Source organism: Amycolatopsis mediterranei (assembly GCF_026017845.1).
Lineage (GTDB): Bacteria > Actinomycetota > Actinomycetes > Mycobacteriales > Pseudonocardiaceae > Amycolatopsis > Amycolatopsis mediterranei.
On sequence record NZ_CP100416.1, the window covers coordinates 3,199,962 to 3,218,228 of the forward strand.

At 70.0% G+C, this 18,267-nt stretch carries 14 protein-coding genes and 1 pseudogene; 8 read left to right on the forward strand and 7 right to left on the reverse strand.

The window, feature by feature from the left end:
* Positions 1-144 precede the first annotated feature (144 nt).
* Positions 145-1,626, reverse strand: a complete 1,482-nt coding sequence (locus ISP_RS15280; RefSeq protein ID WP_013224773.1) for a non-reducing end alpha-L-arabinofuranosidase family hydrolase — start codon at positions 1,624-1,626, stop codon at positions 145-147.
* Between the two features lie 329 nt (positions 1,627-1,955).
* Between ISP_RS15280 and ISP_RS15285 the strand changes: the two are divergent.
* Positions 1,956-2,336 (forward strand): annotated as a pseudogene (locus tag ISP_RS15285) (dihydrofolate reductase family protein); the annotation flags it as partial.
* A gap of 199 nt (positions 2,337-2,535) precedes the next feature.
* Here ISP_RS15285 and ISP_RS15290 read toward each other — a convergent pair.
* On the reverse strand, positions 2,536-5,577 hold the full coding sequence (locus tag ISP_RS15290) for an NACHT domain-containing protein (protein ID WP_013224774.1): 3,042 nt from the start codon (positions 5,575-5,577) through the stop codon (positions 2,536-2,538).
* Positions 5,578-5,703: 126 nt separating this feature from the next.
* On the opposite strand from ISP_RS15290, the gene ISP_RS15295 reads away from it, so the two are divergent.
* Positions 5,704-6,441, forward strand: a complete 738-nt coding sequence (locus ISP_RS15295; protein ID WP_013224775.1) for a hypothetical protein — start codon at positions 5,704-5,706, stop codon at positions 6,439-6,441.
* 28 nt (positions 6,442-6,469) lie between these two features.
* Here ISP_RS15295 and ISP_RS15300 read toward each other — a convergent pair whose 3' ends face one another.
* Positions 6,470-6,940: a nitroreductase/quinone reductase family protein gene (locus ISP_RS15300; protein ID WP_013224776.1), complete on the reverse strand. Its 471-nt coding sequence runs from the start codon at positions 6,938-6,940 to the stop codon at positions 6,470-6,472.
* 81 nt (positions 6,941-7,021) lie between these two features.
* Between ISP_RS15300 and ISP_RS15305 the strand changes: the two genes are divergently transcribed.
* Both ISP_RS15305 and ISP_RS15310 read left to right on the forward strand, forming a co-directional pair.
* Positions 7,022-7,636 (forward strand): TetR family transcriptional regulator, encoded by a 615-nt coding sequence (locus ISP_RS15305; protein WP_013224777.1) that lies wholly within the window; start codon positions 7,022-7,024, stop codon positions 7,634-7,636.
* A gap of 34 nt (positions 7,637-7,670) precedes the next feature.
* Positions 7,671-8,657 (forward strand): helix-turn-helix domain-containing protein, encoded by a 987-nt coding sequence (locus ISP_RS15310; RefSeq protein ID WP_013224778.1) that lies wholly within the window; start codon positions 7,671-7,673, stop codon positions 8,655-8,657.
* Between the two features lie 10 nt (positions 8,658-8,667).
* Here the strand turns inward: ISP_RS15310 and ISP_RS15315 are convergent, their stop codons facing one another.
* Both ISP_RS15315 and ISP_RS15320 read right to left on the reverse strand, forming a co-directional pair.
* On the reverse strand, positions 8,668-9,027 hold the full coding sequence (locus ISP_RS15315) for an SRPBCC family protein (RefSeq protein WP_013224779.1): 360 nt from the start codon (positions 9,025-9,027) through the stop codon (positions 8,668-8,670).
* A 134-nt stretch (positions 9,028-9,161) separates the two neighbouring features.
* Positions 9,162-9,539 (reverse strand): hypothetical protein, encoded by a 378-nt coding sequence (locus ISP_RS15320; protein ID WP_013224780.1) that lies wholly within the window; start codon positions 9,537-9,539, stop codon positions 9,162-9,164.
* 242 nt (positions 9,540-9,781) lie between these two features.
* On the opposite strand from ISP_RS15320, the gene ISP_RS15325 reads away from it, so the two are divergent.
* Complete coding sequence (locus ISP_RS15325) at positions 9,782-13,633, forward strand: WD40 repeat domain-containing protein (protein WP_230468789.1); 3,852 nt, start codon at positions 9,782-9,784, stop codon at positions 13,631-13,633.
* A gap of 83 nt (positions 13,634-13,716) precedes the next feature.
* Here ISP_RS15325 and ISP_RS15330 read toward each other — a convergent pair whose 3' ends face one another.
* The gene (locus ISP_RS15330; RefSeq protein ID WP_013224782.1) at positions 13,717-14,937 is read right to left on the reverse strand and encodes an FAD-dependent oxidoreductase; all 1,221 of its coding nucleotides are present in this window, start codon (positions 14,935-14,937) and stop codon (positions 13,717-13,719) included.
* Positions 14,938-15,072: 135 nt separating this feature from the next.
* Here ISP_RS15330 and ISP_RS15335 point away from each other — a divergent pair, with 135 nt between their 5' ends.
* Positions 15,073-15,219, forward strand: a complete 147-nt coding sequence (locus tag ISP_RS15335; protein ID WP_014466894.1) for a hypothetical protein — start codon at positions 15,073-15,075, stop codon at positions 15,217-15,219.
* Positions 15,220-15,309: 90 nt separating this feature from the next.
* Positions 15,310-15,714, forward strand: coding sequence for a hypothetical protein (locus ISP_RS15340; protein WP_013224783.1), 405 nt, complete (start codon positions 15,310-15,312; stop codon positions 15,712-15,714).
* Between the two features lie 25 nt (positions 15,715-15,739).
* On the opposite strand, the gene ISP_RS15345 is transcribed toward ISP_RS15340, so the two are convergent.
* Complete coding sequence (locus ISP_RS15345) at positions 15,740-17,179, reverse strand: FAD-dependent monooxygenase (RefSeq protein WP_013224784.1); 1,440 nt, start codon at positions 17,177-17,179, stop codon at positions 15,740-15,742.
* 115 nt (positions 17,180-17,294) lie between these two features.
* On the opposite strand from ISP_RS15345, the gene ISP_RS15350 reads away from it, so the two are divergent.
* Positions 17,295-18,260 carry an Lrp/AsnC family transcriptional regulator gene (locus ISP_RS15350; RefSeq protein WP_013224785.1) on the forward strand — a complete coding sequence of 322 codons (966 nt, stop codon included), beginning with the start codon at positions 17,295-17,297 and terminating at the stop codon, positions 18,258-18,260.
* Positions 18,261-18,267: the final 7 nt, after the last annotated feature.

The following is an 18,267-nucleotide window of genomic DNA, read 5'->3' on the forward strand; positions in this document are numbered from 1 at the left end:
GCCCGGCCCGGCGCCGCGCGCGGCGCGGGGCGGCGGGCGCGGGGGCGGGGCGCCGCGTGCCGCCCGCCCCCTGGCCGGGCGGCCCGCGCGGCCCGCCCCCGCCCCCCCCCCCCCCCCCCTCTCCGGTTCGCCGTTCTCGATCGATCAGCGCTGCAGCGTCAGCACGCCCGGCTTGTACGGCAGGAGGCCGTAGTCCATGCCGTCGGAGCTCGGGTCGCGCCCCTGGTAGAGCATCTGCAAGTTGCACGGGTCGACGGTCTTGGTCTGGTCGGGGTTGGTGCGGACCAGATCGCCGTGGCTGATGTCCCTGGTCCAGGTGGCGCCGCTGTTGGCCTTGCCCGCGAAGGGATTGCTCTCGGTGGCGGCCTGCGGCGTCCAGGAGCCGCCCAGGCTGGTGGCGGTGAACGACCGGAAGAAGCGCCCGTTCGCGCCCTGCGCCTCGACGATCATGAGGTACTGGTTCTGGCCCTGGACCTTGTAGACCTCGGGCGCTTCGAACAGGTTGACGGGAGTGTCGCTCATGATCTTCGTGTAGCTCGAGCCGAAACTGCCCGGGAAGTTCCCGATGGGCATGGTGGCGCGGTAGATGCCGCCGTTGTCGTCGGCGAAGAACAGGTACATGTTCGTGCCGTCGCCGATGATGGTCTGGTCCAGCGGGGCCCCGCTGGGAAGGGTGCCCGTGAACAGCGTCTGCTGCGCGGACCAGCCGTTGGGGTTGGTGGGGTCGCTCGAGGTGCGGTAGGAGAAGGTGTCGGGCCAGCCCCACTGGTAGGTGAGCACCCAGATGTTCTTCGGGGCGAAGTAGAACAGCGTCGGCGCGACGGCCCCGATGGACAACGTGTTCTGGCCGGCGGTGGCCATGTCGGACCAGTTCGTGAAGGGGGCGAAGCTCATCGATCCCCAGTTCGATCCGGTGTCGTGCGTCGTGCCGTAGACGACGTGCTTGCCGTTGTAGACGACGTTGGTGAAGTCCTTGAGCGCGACCCACCCGGACTTCGGGTTCGCCAACGGACCGGTCGACGACCAGCGGTACGTCGACGGCAGCGTGCAGGTGGCGCTGCCCCCGTCGACCTGGACGAGCTGCCACTGCTGGTCGTTGCCGGTCCCGCTGCTGGCCTGCACCACACCGGCGCCGTCGGCCGTCGAGGCGCCCTGCACGTCAGCCACCTTGCCGCTGTTGCGGTTGACCAGCCGGACGTACCCGCTGCCGGAGTCGGCGAGGCTGAACTGCTGGTTGGCGCCGCCGTTGTCGGTCCACTGCACCACACTGGCGCCGTCGGCGGTGGACGCGCCCAGCACGTCGGCGAGCTTGCCCGAGTGCCGCGCGCGCAGCTTGTAGTTGCCGCCGCCGGCGTCCACGAACTGGAACTGCTGGTTGGTGGCGTTGGAGCGGGTCCACTGGATGAGGTTGGCGCCGTCGGCGGTGGAGGCGCCGTTGACGTCGAGGGCCTTGCCGCTGTTGCGGTTCAGCAGGACGTACCAGGCGGTGGGGTCCACGGTGGCGGCCGACGCCGTCATGGGCGCCACGGTGAGCAGCCCGGCCGCGACGGTCACGACGGCCGCGGCGGCCGACCCCGCCCGCCACCGGCGGCGCCACCTCGCGGTGCGCGCAAGTCCAAGCGACATGGCATCTTTCCTTTCGTCGTGGGGACCGCCGGCGCAGTGTTAGCGCTAACATTTTGCGGGAACGCGGTGGGGGATCAGGGAGGGCGGGGGATCGGCGGTGCGGCTGAATGCAGTAGGAGGACTGTGAACGATTACGTCGGCCGCGTCAAGATGTAACGCGAAGGTTTCGAGTCCTTCAAGAAGGCGGTGTAGGGACTTCTCTCTGATCCGGCTGTCGAATCCGGCGTCGCGCGATCGACGTACGGGTGAGAGCGGCGCCGTGCCGGCGCCGGCTGTTCGGAGGAAGGGGAACGAGAATGGCCAGGACACCACTGCGGCTGTACATGTCCATGTCGGTCGACGGCTACATCGCCGGCCCGGACGACCGGCCGGGCCAGGAACTCGGCCGCGGCGGCGGGCGGCTGTTCGACTGGCTCGACGACCGCATGACCGAGGGCGTCAACGGGCAGGTGTACGCCGAGGCCGCGTCGACCGGCGCGGTGGTGTCCGGCCGCCGGACGTTCGAGCTGGCCGGGCGGTGGCAGGGCGACCACCACGACGGCGTGCCGATCCACGTGCTCACCCACCGCATCGACCCGGCCGACTCGCCACCGGGCAGCGCGAAGTTCTACACGGACGTCACGGCGTGCGCGGTCGAGGCCCGCGAAGCGGCGGGCGACCGACCGGTACTGGTCCACGGCGCGGGGGCGGCGCAGGCCCTCCTGGCGGCCGGCCAGCTCGACGAGCTCGAGCTGCACTTGGTGCCGGTGCTGCTGGGCAGCGGGCGCGCTTGTTCGAGCCGACCGGACTCGGCGCCGTCGAACTGGAACCCCTCCGGCGGCTCGAAGGCCGCAACGCCACGCATGTGCGTTACCGGATCGTCCGGTGAGCGGCGGAACGGCCGTGATGGCGAGCCGCGCGCGGACATCATTACCCCCGTTCTCCCACGATGCCCGACTCACCGTTCGCCACGCCGAGATAGTCGCGGGCCAGCATGGCCAGCTTCGTTCTTTCCTTGTCCGCCCCCTGGGTGGACAGGAGCCGGTGCGTGGCGTCGTCGATCCACTTCGGTGGCAACTTGTCCCGGTCCGCGACCAGCTGGCTCAGGTACAGCTTCCGGAAGTACTCCCTGGTGTCGGCGTCGTGCGGCGCGAACCCGTCGATGGCGAACCGCAGGCAGGTCTCGTGGGCGTGGACCAACTGCTCCTGATCCGCGGCCGAGCCTGATGCCGTCCACAGGGCGATCAAGGCGTGGGCCGCCGATACCGGCCGGCCCTGCCAGAAGTCGAAGAAGGTGGTGACCATGTTGCCGAATTCGATCGACAGCGGTTCCAGTGCGTGCGCGAACGCGCCGGCACCCCGGTCGGCTACCCAGTCCATGCGAGTCCGCAGCACATTGCCGCCTTCGTACAGCCAGCCGTACCAGTTACCCCGGCGGTGCTCGTGGTCCGGACTGAAGTCGTAGGCCCAGAACGGGTCGAAGGGCTCCACCCGCTCGCGTGTCGTAGGTGCGACGGTCAGGGTGCGACGGTCGCCCTCCCAGCCGCGAGTGAGCATGAGCTGGTCGATGAGCACCATCCAGCCTTCTTCCGGCAGCACCGCCTGCCACAGCGAGCTGATCTCCTGCCAGTCATGGATCGGATCCGGCCGGTCCGGGAACAGTTCGGCGACGCTGACCTCGCCGCCGACCGACACGATCAGCAGCAGCAGGTTGGCCGAATAGGTCGCGTGTCGCGCGGGCACCGAGACGGTGTCCGGCTGGTACTCGTCGTACCGGCCGGCATGCCGCGCCATCAGCGCTCGGTGGAAGAGGGACAGCAGCAGCTGCCGCAGCGTCGATCGCCGGGGCCGGGGCAGAACCTCGAGACGCTGGTTCAGGAAGTACACCGCGGTGTGCCGCATGGTCAATGGTGCGAACGAAAGCAGCGCGTACGGGAAAGCGTCGTCGATGAAGGCCTTCCGGGTCCGGACGGCGCCGAGCTCGGCGGTCGCGACGAGGTCGTCGAGCTCTCTGGCGACCAGCCGGGCGATGAGGTACTCGCCGAACGTGGCGTGCAGGAACTCGTAGGTGGTCAGCCGCTGGTCGCCGCGCCGTGCCTGAGCCCGGTGGATGAAGAAGAACTTGCCGATGACGTCCTCCCCGGCGGTGAGGGGAGCACGCAGTCCCGGCGCGGGCCGGCTCTCCGCGGCCTCGAGCAGGATCGCGAGGTCGGTGTCGACTTCTGCCGCACTCACCCACTGCTGCCGGCGGTTGAACATCGCGAACGCCACCACGGAGAGCCTGAGCAGTTCCCGGTCGACGGCGCGCTGGTGGTCCTCGGCGGGGAGTCCCGCGCCGAGCTTGCCTACTTCGCGCTCGGCGAACCTGCTCAACAGCCGCTCGTACAACTCCGCTTGGCCCAGCGGCTGGTCGTCGCTGTGCAGCGGCTGCCCATCGGCGTGATAGAGGGCGAGCAGCAGCAACAGCAGTGGCTGGGCGGCCAGCTCGCTGTGCGCCAGTACCGCCTCGGCCGGGATCGGGCGGTTCACCGTGTTCCAGACGTCCAGCCAGCGACGGACCTGACCGTCGTCGAACGGCTCGAGGCGGATCGTCACCATGCCGGCCACCGGCCGGGCGCGGTCGGCGACGACGGTCCGGCTGGTGACCACGATCGCGACCGGCCGGCCCAGAACGGCCTCCCGCCGCTGGAAGTTCGCCACCCGCTCGAAGTAGTCCGACTGGTTCACCCCGGTGGTCTGCAGCAGCTCGTCGAACCCGTCCATCAGCACCACGGGGAGCGCGTCGCCGGCACCGCGCACCATTTCCGGCCAGGTCATGGACTCCCCGGTGGTCAGGCGGAGGGCGCGCTCGATCTGATCCTGCAGCTCGGCGTCCGCCGCTACTTCCCGGAGCACGACCCGGACCACGAGGAACTCGCTCGGTGGCAGCCGGGCGGCCAGTACCTGGGTCAGCACCGACTTGCCGCTGCCCGGCTGTCCGAGGATCACCAGGGGAGCGTCGATCGCCTGCGGTGCGGTCAGGTGCCCGAGCAGGAACTCCTGGAGATCGTCACGGACGGCGATTTCCTGCCAACGCCCTTCGTCCGCCGGGACGGTCCCGGTCTCCGCGACGCGGAAACTCGGATCGATGTACGCCGCGCCCAATGCCGGCAGCGTGACGCCGTCCGGGGTGCGTGCTTCCGGCAGGATCGTCCGGACCAGCGCGGCCTGGTAGGCCCTGGCCAGAGCCAGCCGCCATTCATCAGGCTCTCGGCCGCCGGCGAGGTCTGCCAGAACGCGTTCGATGCCGGCCAGTCCGTGCCGCAACGCTTGGAGGTCAGCCCGGGTTGCCTGGTGATCCACCAGGTTCGCCCAGAACGCCACCTCCGGGAAGTCGACGGCCAATCGCCGGAAGCACTCCTCGTACCGGGCCACGGCCCGTTCGGGCAGGATCCGGAGCAGGGTATCGGTCAGCCGATCCCGGCGGGTCTCGTCCAGGCCGTCCCACACCGCCAAGCCCTGGATGAAGCCGAGCACCGGCCGGGCCAGGTCCGCGTAGAAACCGCGCAGCACCTCCAGCGACGCTTCGTACGGCAACTGGGGCGCCGGCAACGGAACGGGCGTGCGGATCACCGAGGCGGCGAGCGTCCGCTGATCCGCTTTCGAAAGGTCCAGCGCGGCCACGTCGAACCCGACGTCCGCCTGCGCCAGACACTCGAAGAACGCCGCCACGACCAGCACCGAATGGGCTGCCGCGATGCGCTCGGTGCGATCGGTTCTCCGGCCGTGGCTCACTCGCGCCCGCAACCCGTTCACCAGCCCGACGCTCAGCCGGGCCAGCTCGGCCTTGGCGTCGAACAGGCTCAGGACGAATCCCGCTCCACCGGCCGAGGCGGCGAGCAGGGCGCCGCCGAGCAGCCTGTCCAATGCCCCCACCAGATGACTGTCATCCAGCAGCCTCGCCGCGTCGGCATAGGTCAAACCCTTGGCCATGAACTCTCCGCTCTATCGGGAGCAGCCGGCCCCCTCGTCGACCTGTGATAGCAGGTGGGCCGGGTACCACGCGAGAGCCGTTCTCGTGCATCGTCTCAAGAACCGGCCCCGAGTCCGGTCGCCGGCGTGATCGCCGGCATCGCCGGAGGGACCATCGTGGGCCAGGCCCGCGGTATCCGGCCCGCCCCGGCCCGCATCCGGCTGCAGATACTGGGCAGGCTCGGGCAGATCGCCGGACAACTTGCGGTCAGCTTGCGGGGATGGCGCACCCTTGCGTGGCTGGTCGTGTGGACCGGCGGCTGCGCGCTGTTCGGCGTCGCGGCGGCGGAGTTCGGGCACGGTGGCAACGTGGTTCCCGTCGGGCTCGCCGCCGGTCTGTTCTCCGGTCTCGGCACGTGGTTCGTCGTGTCCTTCGTCCGCGCGCTCGGGACCCCGGTCGATCCCACCGAGACCACCAGTCCGGCCGAGCTGTTGCGCACCGACCGGCGAGCCGCGCTGCGCCAGGGTCTCGCCGTCGGCCTGGGTGGGGCGGCCGTGCTCTGGACGATGCTGGCCTTGGCCTTCGCCTTCGAGCCCGCGTTCGGCGTTCCGATCTCCGTCGTGTTAGCCGGCGGGCGCTGGATTCCCGGCTTCCTGGCCACCGCCGCGGCGGGACTGCTGATCTGGATGCTGTTCGTCACGGTCTGGGGGCCCTGGCTGCTCGCGCGGTTGTGGCTGTCCTTGACCGGACGCCTGCCGTGGCGCGTGATGCCGTTCTTGGCCGATGCCCACCAGCGGGGAGTGCTGAGGGCGGCGGGCAGGGTCTACCAGTTCCGGCACGCCCGGCTGCACGACTACCTCGCGGCGCAGGAGCGGACGCGCTGATCGAACGCGACGTCGTCTCCGGGCGTGCTCACTCCGTCGGTGTGGCGTCGGCGGGTTCGAGGACGACCACCGGAATCGTCCGTTCGGTGTAGGTCGCATACGCCGCATAGGTTTTGTAGATCGCCACCGCTCGGTCCCACAAGCGGGCTCGCTCCGCGCCTTCGGCGACGTGCGGGCGGACCCGGCGGCGTTCGCCTCCGGGCAACTCCACTTCCGTGGTCGCCATCGCCGTCAGGTTGTGGAACCACGCCGGGTGCGCGTCCACGCCGCCTTTCGAGGCGACGACGACCAGCCGCGGGGCGTCGTCGAGGTAGATCAGGGGGCTGATCCGGGCCTCGCCGGACTTGCGGCCGACGTGGTGCAGCAGCAGCACCGGTGCGCCGCCGAAGTACGAGCCGCCCACTTTGCCGCCGGTTTTGCGGAACAGGAACGTGTTGAGCCGCGTCAGCTGCCGCTGCAGCTTCCAGTAACGAGACGTCGGTGCGGGGGCCTTGGGCATGCCCTAATTCTGTCATGGAGTGTCAAGTGTCTTCAACTGACAAGAGTCTGTCTATGACGTGATGGCCGTAAGCTGGCCGGCATGGAGAAGCTCGGCCTGCGGGAACGGAAGAAGCAGCGGACGCGGGAGGCGCTGATCGATGCCGCCCACGCGCTGTTCTGCGCCAACGGCTTCGAGGCCACGACCATCGACCAGATCGCCGAATCGGTCGAAGTCTCCTCGCGGACGTTCTTCCGGTACTTCGCCTCGAAGGAGGACGTCGCGCTGGCCCTCGCGGACGACCAGATCACGGCGGTCCTCGAGGCGTTCGCCGCGCAACCGGCCGGCCTGCCCGTGCTGACCGCGATGCGGACGGCCGCGGTCGAAGTCGTCCGGACGTACGAGACTGACTCGCGCTTCCACAGCCTGCAGGACGTGATCTCGGTCAGCCCGGCGCTGACGGCCGCACGCCTCGAGCGGGCGGCCGCCCGGTTCGACGAGGTGGCGCGGCTGATCGGCGCCCGGATGGGCGTGGACCCGGCTGCGGATCCCCGGCCGCACCTGGTGGCTTCGGTAACGCTGTGCGCGGTCCAGCCGGCCGTCGTAGCTTGGCGAGCGGCCGGCAGCCGAGCGCCGGAATCCGAGCTGACCGGGCAGGCGTTCGCCCTGCTGTCCGCCGGACTGGACTACCCGGCGGCCACCGGTCGGGAGTCTTGACCCTCAAGCCGGTCGAGATCGCATAGTGGCGGGTATGAACGAGCTCTATCCCATCGGCGATGTCGCCCGCCGCACCGGTCTGAGCGTGAGCGCGATCAGGTTCTACGCCGACGAGGGCGTGGTCGCGCCCACCGGTCTCACCGAGGGCGGCTTCCGGCAGTACGACGTGCAGGCCATCGCCCGGCTCGAACTCGTGCGTACCCTCCGCGACCTCGGCGCCGGCCTGGACGACATCCGCCGGGTGCTGGCTGAGGAGAGCACCCTGCAGGAGCTGGCTGCCCGGCATCTGCGGCTGGTCGAGGACCGGTTGCGGCAGTTCCGCGCGCGCCGCGCCGTGCTGCGGACCATCGTGCGGCAGCAGACCACGACGGACCAGGTGTGCTTGATGCACAAGCTCGTGTCGATGTCCGACGACGACCGCGACCAGCTCATCAGCCGGTTCTGGGACTTCGTGACCGACGGTCTGGACGTCCATCCCGGCTACCTGGACCGGCTGCGCAGCCGGCGGCCGCACCTGCCGGAGGAGCCGTCCACCGAGCAACTCGAGGCCTGGATCGAACTCGCCGAAATCGTGCGGGACGAGCAGTTCCGCACCGAATTGCGGGACCACTTCCGCCGCGCCTTCGGCACCGAGCAAGGCAAACTCATGGCCACGCCGGAAATGCTGGCCCGCGCCGAACAGCGCAGGCTGCTCTACCTGGAGGCGCAGGCGGCGCACCAAGCGGGCGTCCCGGCGGACTCCCCGCAGGCCCGCGACATCGCCGAGCGGATGGCGGCCGACTCGGCCGGTTTCGTCGCCGCCATGACCGGTGACCACGACCTCGACAAGGCCCGCCGCAGCATGATCGGCTTCGACCGGACCAGGTCCGCGCAGACCCGGGCCAAGCTGACCGGGACGAACCTGATGGTCAGGTACACGACTCTCGTGGCGACGATCAACGGCACCTCCAAGCCGGACCCGGACAAGACGGCGGCGGTTCAGGAGTGGATGGCCGCAGCTTTGCGTCGGGAGGGCACCTGAGAATCACCGCTCACTGGCCATAGGAGAAACGAAGATCGGCGAACAGCAGTTGGTTGAGCCGTCGCCGAAGGTGCCCGGTCTTGCTCTGGTCGGGGGCTTCGCCGGGGGTCAGCAGGGTGAATCTCAGCAAGGTCCCGCCGTCGGGCGAGGCCGTCAGCGCGAAATGTATCCGATCATCGGGCCGGCTCGGCCACAGTGAAGACCACGTGACCTGGCCGGGTTTCTCCGCGGCGAGGACTCTGGGATCGACTTCGTCGGCCAGCAAGTGAAGCCACGGACGGGTTCCCGGCCGGCGAGGCTCCACGAGCGAGTCCCAGACGACCGCCGGCGGTGCCGGCAGCGTGCGCGCCCGTGAACCGATCTCGATCACCCGAGCAGAGTATGCCGTCCCGCGATCCTCAGGCCATTGGTTTCGGGTGGCGGGGATTCCGCCTGGGCCGGGTCGGCCCGGGCGGAATCCCCTCTTCCCTCGGCGAACCGGTGGCTACCGGTGATCGGCCGGCGCTAGATGACGCGGAGCCAGAGGTTGACGACCGACCCGGCGTGCGACTTGTCGAACCGCGCGATCGAGCCTTTGCCGCCCGTGCGCACGGTGCCGAAGTCCGCGCCGTCTCCCCAGCCGCCGTAAACTTCGGCGCCCTTGCCGTCGGCCTTGGTGTCCTTCACCCAGCCGTTCGCCCGGACCGTGCCGCCGCCGCAGATGACCGTCCAGCCTGCTTCACCGCCGTTGACTCTCGGCTGGAACGTATCGCCACAGGTGCCCTGGACGAGCATCCAGCCCGAGCTTGTCTCGGTGGCCGCTGCTGCCGAGCCGACCAGCACACTCCCGGACGTGACGGCCGCCAGGACGGCCGCGAAACCAACCCTCATCGCCTTGCCCATCTGCACTCCTCCCTTGGAGAAACGCGGCGGCTGTCCTGAAGAGTGAGTTGCTCCTGTTTGACAGCCACCGCGCTTCGTTCGATTGCAATAGTTCTTTCCGGTCCGGTAACGAGCTTCCGATTCGTCCACTCAGTCACCGGGTTTCGTGCACGGCGTTCTGTCTATCGCTATCCGGTTGTTCATTCTCCGCCGCTCGACACTGAACAAAGATCCGTGAACAATGACATCCCGGGGTGGTTGACATGCCGAGACCGGAACGGCCGTTGGGGCCGGGTAATGATCTTGTGGTCGGCTTCGCGCGTGATCTGCGCGGTCTGCGTGATCAGGCGGGCAGGCCGTCGTACCGGCAGCTCAGCGCTCGTGCGCACTATTCGGTGGGCGCGCTGTCGCAGGCGGTGGACGGGCGCAAGCTGCCGAGCCTGCCGGTCACGCTGGCGTACGTGGCCGCGTGTGGCGGTGACACCGCCGACTGGGAACAGCGGTGGAAGACGGTGACCGTCGAACTGGCTGCGGAGGATGGCTGCCAGGTCGAGATGGATCGCGACAGCCGGGCGCCGTACGCGGGTTTGGCCGTTCTCGAGATAGACGACGCGGACCGGTTCTTCGGTCGGGAACGACTCGTTGCCGATCTGGTGAGGCGGCTGGGCAGGCAGCGGTTTCTCGGTGTGTTCGGGCCTTCGGGATGCGGTAAGTCGTCGTTGCTCCGCGCCGGTCTCATCGCCCATCTCCGCGAAGACCCCACGACCAAGGCCTCGCCTATTGTGCTCTTCACTCCCGGGGCGCATCCCGTGGAGGAGTGCGCCATCAATCTGGCGGGGTTGGCGGGAGTTTCGCCCGGAGAATTGCGGGACGAGGTGCTGGCCGACCCGGGCCAGCTGGGGTTGCGGATCCGGCAGATCATGGTGAACCGGCCCGCAGAGTCCGATCTGGTCCTGGTCGTGGACCAGTTCGAGGAGATCTTCACCTTGTGCACCGACCCGGCAGAACGGGACCGGTTCATCACCGCGCTGATCACCGCCGCCACGCGCCCGGACAGCCGGGCCCGAGTCGTGCTGGGCACCAGGGCCGACTTCCTGGGCCACTGCGGGCAGTACACCAGCCTCGTGGCGGCGTTGACCGATACGCAGCTGCTCGTCGGCCCGATGACCGTCGACGAGTTGCGGCTGGCGGTCACCAGGCCGGCCGAGCAACAGGAATACCGGGTGGAGACGGCACTGGTCGCCCGGCTGGTCGCCGACACGGCCGGTCAGCCCGGCGCGTTGCCGTTGGTATCCCACGCGTTGCTGCAGACCTGGCTGCGGCGGCGAGGAACCACCCTGACCCTGGCCGGGTACGAGGCGGCCGGTGGCATCGAACACGCCCTCGCTCGCACCGCGGAGGAAACGTACGCGAGTCTCGACGCCCACCAGCAAGAGGTGGCCGAACACCTCTTCCTGCGGCTCACCGCGTTGGGTGACAGTACCGAGGACATCAAACGCCGAGTTCCGCTGGAGGAGCTCGACCACGACGAACCGGACACCGCAGTCGTCCTGGCCAGGTTGACCGAGGCGCGGCTGCTGTCCCTCGGACACCACGGCATCGAGATCGCACACGAAGCGCTGATCCGGCATTGGCCCCGGCTGCGCGGCTGGCTGGCCGAGGACCGTGACGGACACCGGATCCACCGGCGGCTCACCGAAGCCGCCGCCGAGTGGGACCGCCACGAGCGGGACGCCGGCTTGCTGTATCGAGGAGCCCGCCTCGATACCTGGGAAGGACGCCCGACCGGCCGGCTCAATGACCTCGAGCGCACCTTCCTGGCCGCCGGCTGCGACGCCGCGGAACGGGAACGCCTGGCGCGGCGGCGCCGGGTCCGGTTCACGGTCGGTGGTCTGAGCTCGGCCGTGGTCATCGTGACCGTCCTCGCGGTGGTCGCGCTGGTCATGGCCGCCCGAGCCGACGACCAGCGGACGCTCGCGGAGGGGCGTCAGCTGGTCGCCGACGCCCGTGCGCAACTCCCGGTCGATCCCGAGCTCGGCTTACTGCTGGCTCGTGAGGCGTATCGGGTCGCGCCGTCCGAGGACACCGAGGCCGTGCTCCGGCAAGCGACCGTCGATTCGCACATCCGGACCACGCTGGGAGGAACCAGCGTCGGGGCCCATCCTGCGGAAAGCCGCTCGTTCGGTGGCGCGGCCTTCAGCCCGGACGGGAAACATGTCGTCGCCGGTGAGGGCGGTATTGCCGGCGGCACGCTTCAGGTGCGGACTTGGGACGCCGAACACGGCATCGGGGCCGTGACGCAGACATTGCGCACCGCCTCATCGCCGACGAGGCCGGTGTTCAGCGCGGACGGCCGTAGGATCGCGGCGCTGGGCGATGAAGGCGTGTCGGTTTGGGAGTGGGAGAAGGTCCTGGCCGGCCAAGCACAGCCGGCCGCGATGCACCCGGTGCAGGGCCTGACCTGGCGGGGCAAGGTCGCGCTCAGTTCGGACGGTCAACAGGTGGCCGTGGGCGGGAGCGATGGTGCGGTCCGCATCTGGAAAGCGGTGGGCGACGACCAGCCGACCGTGCTCCGCGGGCCCGCCGGATGGGTCCTCGGCGTGGCGTTCAGCCGAGACGGCAAGTGGCTGGCCGGCGGCGGAGCGGACGGCACGGTCCGGCTCTGGAACCTCGCCGACGGCGGGAGTCCGGCGGTGTTGGGTGGTCACGAAGGCTCAGTGGAAGCTGTGGCGTTCAGCCCGGACGGCCTCCACCTGGTGTCGGCGGGTGCCGACGGCACGGTCCGGGTTCGTGACCTCGCCCACCCGGCTGAGGCAGTGGTGCTCGGTCGGCAGGGCAGCGGCATCCTCGACATCGCCTACAGCCCCGACGGCTACTCGATCGCCAGCGCCGGCAACGACCGGACAGCGGAAATCTGGAACGCAGGCCACGCCGGCGTTCCGACGGTGTTGCGGGGGCACCGCGTCGCTGTCTGGTCTGTCGCGTTCAGCCCCGACGGAAGATCCGTCGCCGGCGTGGCTGTCGACGGGACAGTCAAGACCTGGGACGTCGACCCGGTCGGGGATCTGGTTGCCTTGCGTGGTCACGAAGGACGGCCGGCCACCGCCGCGCCCGGCCCGAACGAGCTCCCGGAGGCCAACAGCCCGGTTGCCGGCATCGCAGCCAGCGCGGACGGGCGCCTGGTGGTCAGCGGCGGCCAGGACGGAACCGTCCGCGTCTGGGACGTCTCCGGTGACCGCGCCCCGATCGTCCTGGCCGGCAACGGCAAACCGGTGGTCCACGTCGCCGTCAGCCCCCGCGGGCGACAGGTGGCCGCTGTCGACGAGGACGGCATCGTGGACATCTGGAAAACCGCCAACCCGGCCGCGCCGACTCGGCTGCGGGAAACCTACCCGGGTGTCCCGGTGCTGGAAGTAGGCTTCATGGCGCACGGCGACCGGCTCGTCGGCTTCGCCGCGGACGGCATCCCGTACATCTGGAACACCCCTGAAGACTCATCAGCCGAACCGGTTCCGGAACCATTTCTCGGTAGCACGTTGGTTGCGCCGCCGATCCGTACCGGATGGAGTCCCGATGGACGCCACATCGCCGGAGTCGTCCGGGGCACCATCCTGCTCTGGGACCTCGAAGCCGGCGGCCTCACCGAGTTGCCCGGCGACGCCGGCCGGATTCGGACACTGGCCTTCAGCCCTGACGGAGCCCACCTCGCCGGCGCGGCCGACGACGGCACCATCCACATCTGGAACATCGCCGACCCGGCCCACCGCACCGGCCCGGTCATGTTGCGCGGCCGCGACCAGGGTGCGGTCCGGGCCATGACCTTCAGCCAAGACAGCCGCCGGCTGATCACGGTCGGCCTCGACGCCACTGTGCGAGTCTGGAAGACGACCGGTACCGGTGAACCACTGGTGTTCACCGGATTCCGCGCCGCCGCTTCGGATGTCACTTCTCTCGCCGACGGCCGATACGTCACCGCCCACGACGACGGCGTGATCCGGATCTGGCGATGCCTCGCCTGTGGACCCATCACCGAAGTCCTCGCTCAGGCAAACCGCCACGTCACCCGAGAGCTCACCTCCGAAGAACGCCGGATGTATCTGCCCTCGAGCCGTTGACTGGCGCTCTTCGGGCGGTTACGTCTTGCTGTCGGCAGTCGGTGCTGTGACACCGACTGCCGACAGCGCGGCGTCAGCGCCCGTTATTCGGGCAGAGCGTTCTGGGCCATGCGCTGCCGGCCGATCCGGGCTGCCTGCCGCACTACGGAGAACCCGTAGGCGGTCATCTCACGCTCGTAGCCGGCCAGAGCCGCGGCCAGGGGCAGACCGCCGTCGACGACCTCCTTGAGCGCGCGACCGAGTAGGGCGCCGTCCCGCATCGCGACGTTGGCCCCTCGCCCCAAAGTGGGGGTCATCGCGTGGATCGCGTCGCCGAGCAGGGTGACGCGGGTGGGCGCGTCCAGTGTGGCGGGCACACTGGTGTACATCTCGACGAGGAAGAACGAGGCGGCGTCCGCGTTGCCGACGACCTCGGCGGCACCGCCGGGCCAGTTCTGGAGGAGCCCGGCGGCGATCCCGCGCAGTTGCTCCGCCGGAAGCGTGCGCATCCCCGCGGCGGTGGCCGGAAAGAACTCGTGGCGGCCGCCGACGATGGTCACCACGTAGTCGTCCTGATCGGACATGCTCGTCCCCGGGGCGAACCGCTGTGCGGCCTGGGCGGGAGAGGTCGGGAAGCGCACCGAACCGAGCCCGAGGAAGACCTTCCGTTCGTCCGAGGCGATCGTGAAGACGTCGGTGAGGGTCTCGGCCGGGACCAGTGGTTCGGCGACGGCCATCGGCAGGCGTCCGTAGATCGCGGTGATGCCCGCGTCGACGGTCTCGCACCGCGGGGCCCGGTGCCGGCGGACGGCCGAACGGATGCCGTCCGCGCCGGCCAGGACGTCACCGTGCGCCGTGGAGCCGTCGGTGAAGTACGCGGTCACCCCGTCGGCGGTGTTCTCGTAGCGCTGCACCGTCTTGCCGAACTGCACGGCGTCCTCCAGGCCGGCGAGCAGGATCTGGCGCAGGGTGGCCCGGTCGACGTTCGCGTGGACGGCGGGGCCGTCGTGCGCGGGCCAGACCTGGCCGTGGTCGTCCCGCGCCGGCAGGCGTTTGAGGACCGACAGGTCGGTGCCCAGGATCGTGGTGAACGGCTCGGTGTACTGGGCCGTCGCCTCGAACACGGCGTACAGCTGGGCGGGGAGCACCTCTCGCGCGGCGTTGATCGCGTCGGCGTCCAGGTGCAGGCGGTAGCCCTGCGGCCGGTCCCACGGGCCCGCGTCGCGTTCGAAGACCGCGACGTCGATTCCGTGTCCCCGCAGCGACTGGGCAAGGGTGAGCCCGCCGAGACCGGCGCCGACGACAAGAACCTTCAGTTCAGACATGATCCGTCCCTTGTGCGTGATCGACAAAGGACGTACAGGTGGCCCATGACCGGGCACTTGCACGAACACCGGAACGTCACCCGGACTACCTACCGGGCAGTGGCTTTCGTACGTCGAGCTTGATCGTAACGCCCGGTGGCCGCGCTCGACAAGCCGGGCCGACCGTGGCGTGTCGGTGCCACCAACCCGCCCGAACCGGGGAGTGCGTTCACCGCAGAGCCCGAGACGGAACACGAGGTGCGGCGGCGCATCGATCGGGCGGAACGCCTGATTCGCGGCTGATCCGCTCCGGCTGCACTGCACTAACGAAACGTCGGCTGGGAAAGAAAGTCCGTTGCCGCGAAGTCTCTGCGGCTGGCACGATCACCGGCCATGACCACGGATCCGGCCATCGGCTTGCGCAACGTGGCGACGGGGTGCGTCGGGCTGGTGGCCACTCGGTTCGGCCGCCAGTTGGACTGGAGCCTGAACAGCCTCGGCGAGCTCGACGCCGTGTGCGCCGAACTGCTGTCCGAGGGTTCGTTGGACGGGCAGCGCTTCGACCTGTGGTGGAAGTTGATCGGGGCCTACACCGGCGAGGTCCTCGTGCGTGCGTACGGCGGAGAGTGGACCACGCACGAGGAGACGCCTGGCGCCTATGTCGTGATGGTGAGCGGAGCCACCGCGTTCCCCTTCGGCATCGCCGAGCGGGTTCTGTCGGGCGAGCCGTTCAAAAGCCTTGCGTCGTTCGGCCGGGTGTTCCCCGCGATCGTCGAACGCGCGGAACGCCGCGACTGACCGGCGGCCGCACCGGCGCTGCCGGTCAGTGCGGCTCGCCGAACCAGTGGCCGAGGGCCGGTTCGAGGTCGTCCGGGTTGCCTGCCCAGCACACGTAGCCGTCCGGGCGAATGAGCATCGGTTCCGTACCGGCGCCCTGACCCGCGCGGTCGACCCGGTCGTGCCAGAGGGCGGCGACCTTGGCGAACCGGTCGGCCGGATCGAGCAGGACGCCGCGCCCGCGCCGCAGCAGTTCGTGCGACCGGACCGGGCCGAGGTCCAGGTCCGGCGCGGGAAGGCCGACGAGCGGCCGGCCCTCGGTGCCCGGCATCGGGTAGCGGATGCCCATCCCGGACAGCACGTCGTCGAGGAAGTACTGCACGTCCCGCAGTTGGGTCAGCGCGGCGAACAGTTCCTTGGTGGCCACCAGGTCCGGGTCGCGCGTGCCCTGCTGGTCCATCAACAGGCTCTGCGCCTGGACGTTGCGCAGCACGGCGGCCGCCACCGGGTGGCGTTCGGCGTGGTAGGTGTCGAGCAGGTGGTCCGGGGCCCAGCCGTGCACCGCGGCACCGAGTTTCCACCCCAGGTTGAGCGCGTCCTGGATCCCGGTGTTCATGCCCTGGGCGCCGATCGGGAGGTGGACGTGGGCGGCGTCGCCGGCCAGGAACACCCGTCCGTGCCGGTACTGCGCGGCCTGCCGGGCCGCGTTGGTGATGCGGCGGGCGTAGCGCAGTTCGAGCAGCTGCACCCGGGAGCCGAAGACGGCGGACAGCCCGTCGCGGATCTCGGCTTCGGTGACCGGGACCTCCCGGGGCAGCGATCGGCCCGGCCCTCCCAGGGAGAGCCGGCGCAGGGGCCTGCCCTGCGGGTCGGTGCCGAGCGGGAACACCGATGCCCAGTGCCCGTCCTCGCTGCGGGTGTGCGTCATCACCGGGTCGTCGCCGCTCAACCGCACGTCGGCGGCGACGGTGGTCATCGTGCCCGGCCTGCCGGGGAACTCGGCCCCCAGCAACGACCGCACCGTGCTGCGGCCGCCGTCGGCCGCGACCAGGTAACGCGAGCGGACGACACGGCCGCTCGCGAAGGTCGCGGTGACCCCGTCCTCGTCCTGGGAGAGTCCGGTCAGTTCGTGGTCTCGTCGCACGGAGATGCCTTGTGCGGCAAGGTGTTGTTCGAGGAACCCTTCGATCACCGCCTGCGGGATGGACCGCCAAGGATGGCGGTGCCTGCCCTGGGTGAGCGAGAGCGTGATCCCGGCGAAGTGCGCGGTGCCGGTCGGGTGATTTCCCGTGGCCAGCAACGGTTCCAGCAGGCCGCGCTGGTCGAAGGCTTCCTGGGTGCGGGACTGCACGCCGCCCGCCTTCGACAACGTGCTGCGCTGCGGCAGCTTGTCGACCAGCAGGGTCGGCACGCCCGCCACCCGCAGTTCGTTGGCCAGCGTCAGGCCGGTCGGGCCCGCGCCGACGATGAGCACGTCGGTGTCCATGAATTCTCCTTGGCTGGGTCGATCGGGGACGAGAGCAACGCTCCGCCGGAGGGCGCAGGCAAGCCAGAAACGAGCTGGTTTGCGCCGGTATCCGACGCGAACTACGCTCGGTACGGTGGAATCCGGCTACGACGAGGTGGATCGTCGGCTCGTGCACGCCTTGCAGATCAACGGCCGCGCCCCCTTCAGCACGATCGCCGAGGTGCTCGGCGTGTCGGATCGCACCATCGCCCGCCGGTACGCGAAGTTGCGGTCGGCGGGGGCGGTGCGGGTCCTCGGCGGGGTCGACCCGACCGCACTGGGCGCGGTGCTGTGGTTCCTGCGGGTGCGCTGCGCGCCCGCCGCCTCGCTCCCGGTCGCCGAGGCGCTGGCCCGGCGCCCCGACACGTCGTGGGTGAGCATCACCTCCGGAGGCACCGAGATCGCCTGCACGGTCCGCACCGAGAGCGAGGCGGACAGCGAGGCGTTGCTGCTGGCCAAGCTGCCCCGCACGCCGCGCGTGGAGGGCGTGACCGCACATTCCGTGCTGCACGCGTTCTACGGCGGCCCGGACAACCTGGTCGCCAAGCTCGGGTCGCTGGACGAGGAGGCGATCGAGCGGCTGCGCCCGCCGCCGGTGCCGCACCGGCCGGAACCGATGCGGCTCGACGACGGGGACCGCAAGCTCCTCGCCGCGCTCGCCACCGACGGCCGGGCCGAGCTCGAGCAGCTGGCCGCGGTGACCGGCTGGTCGCCGACGACGGTCCGGCGCCGGATGACCGAACTGCGCGAACGCGGCGTGCTGTACCTGGACATCGACGTCGACGGACGCCTGTTCGGTGTCGGCCCGCGAACCCTGCTCTGGCTGTCGGTCGCCCCGGCGTACCTGGAAGAGGCCGGTACGGCGCTGGCCGGGCACCCGGAGATCGCGTTCGCCGCCGCCACGACCGGGCCGACGAACCTCTACGCCAGCGTGGTGTGCGCGAACCAGCGAGAGCTGTACCGCTACTTGACCACCCGGGTCGCCGCACTGCCGGCGATCAGCCACATCGAGACCGCGCCGGTGATCAAGACCGTCAAGCGGGCCGCAAACCGGACCTAGCGGGCCG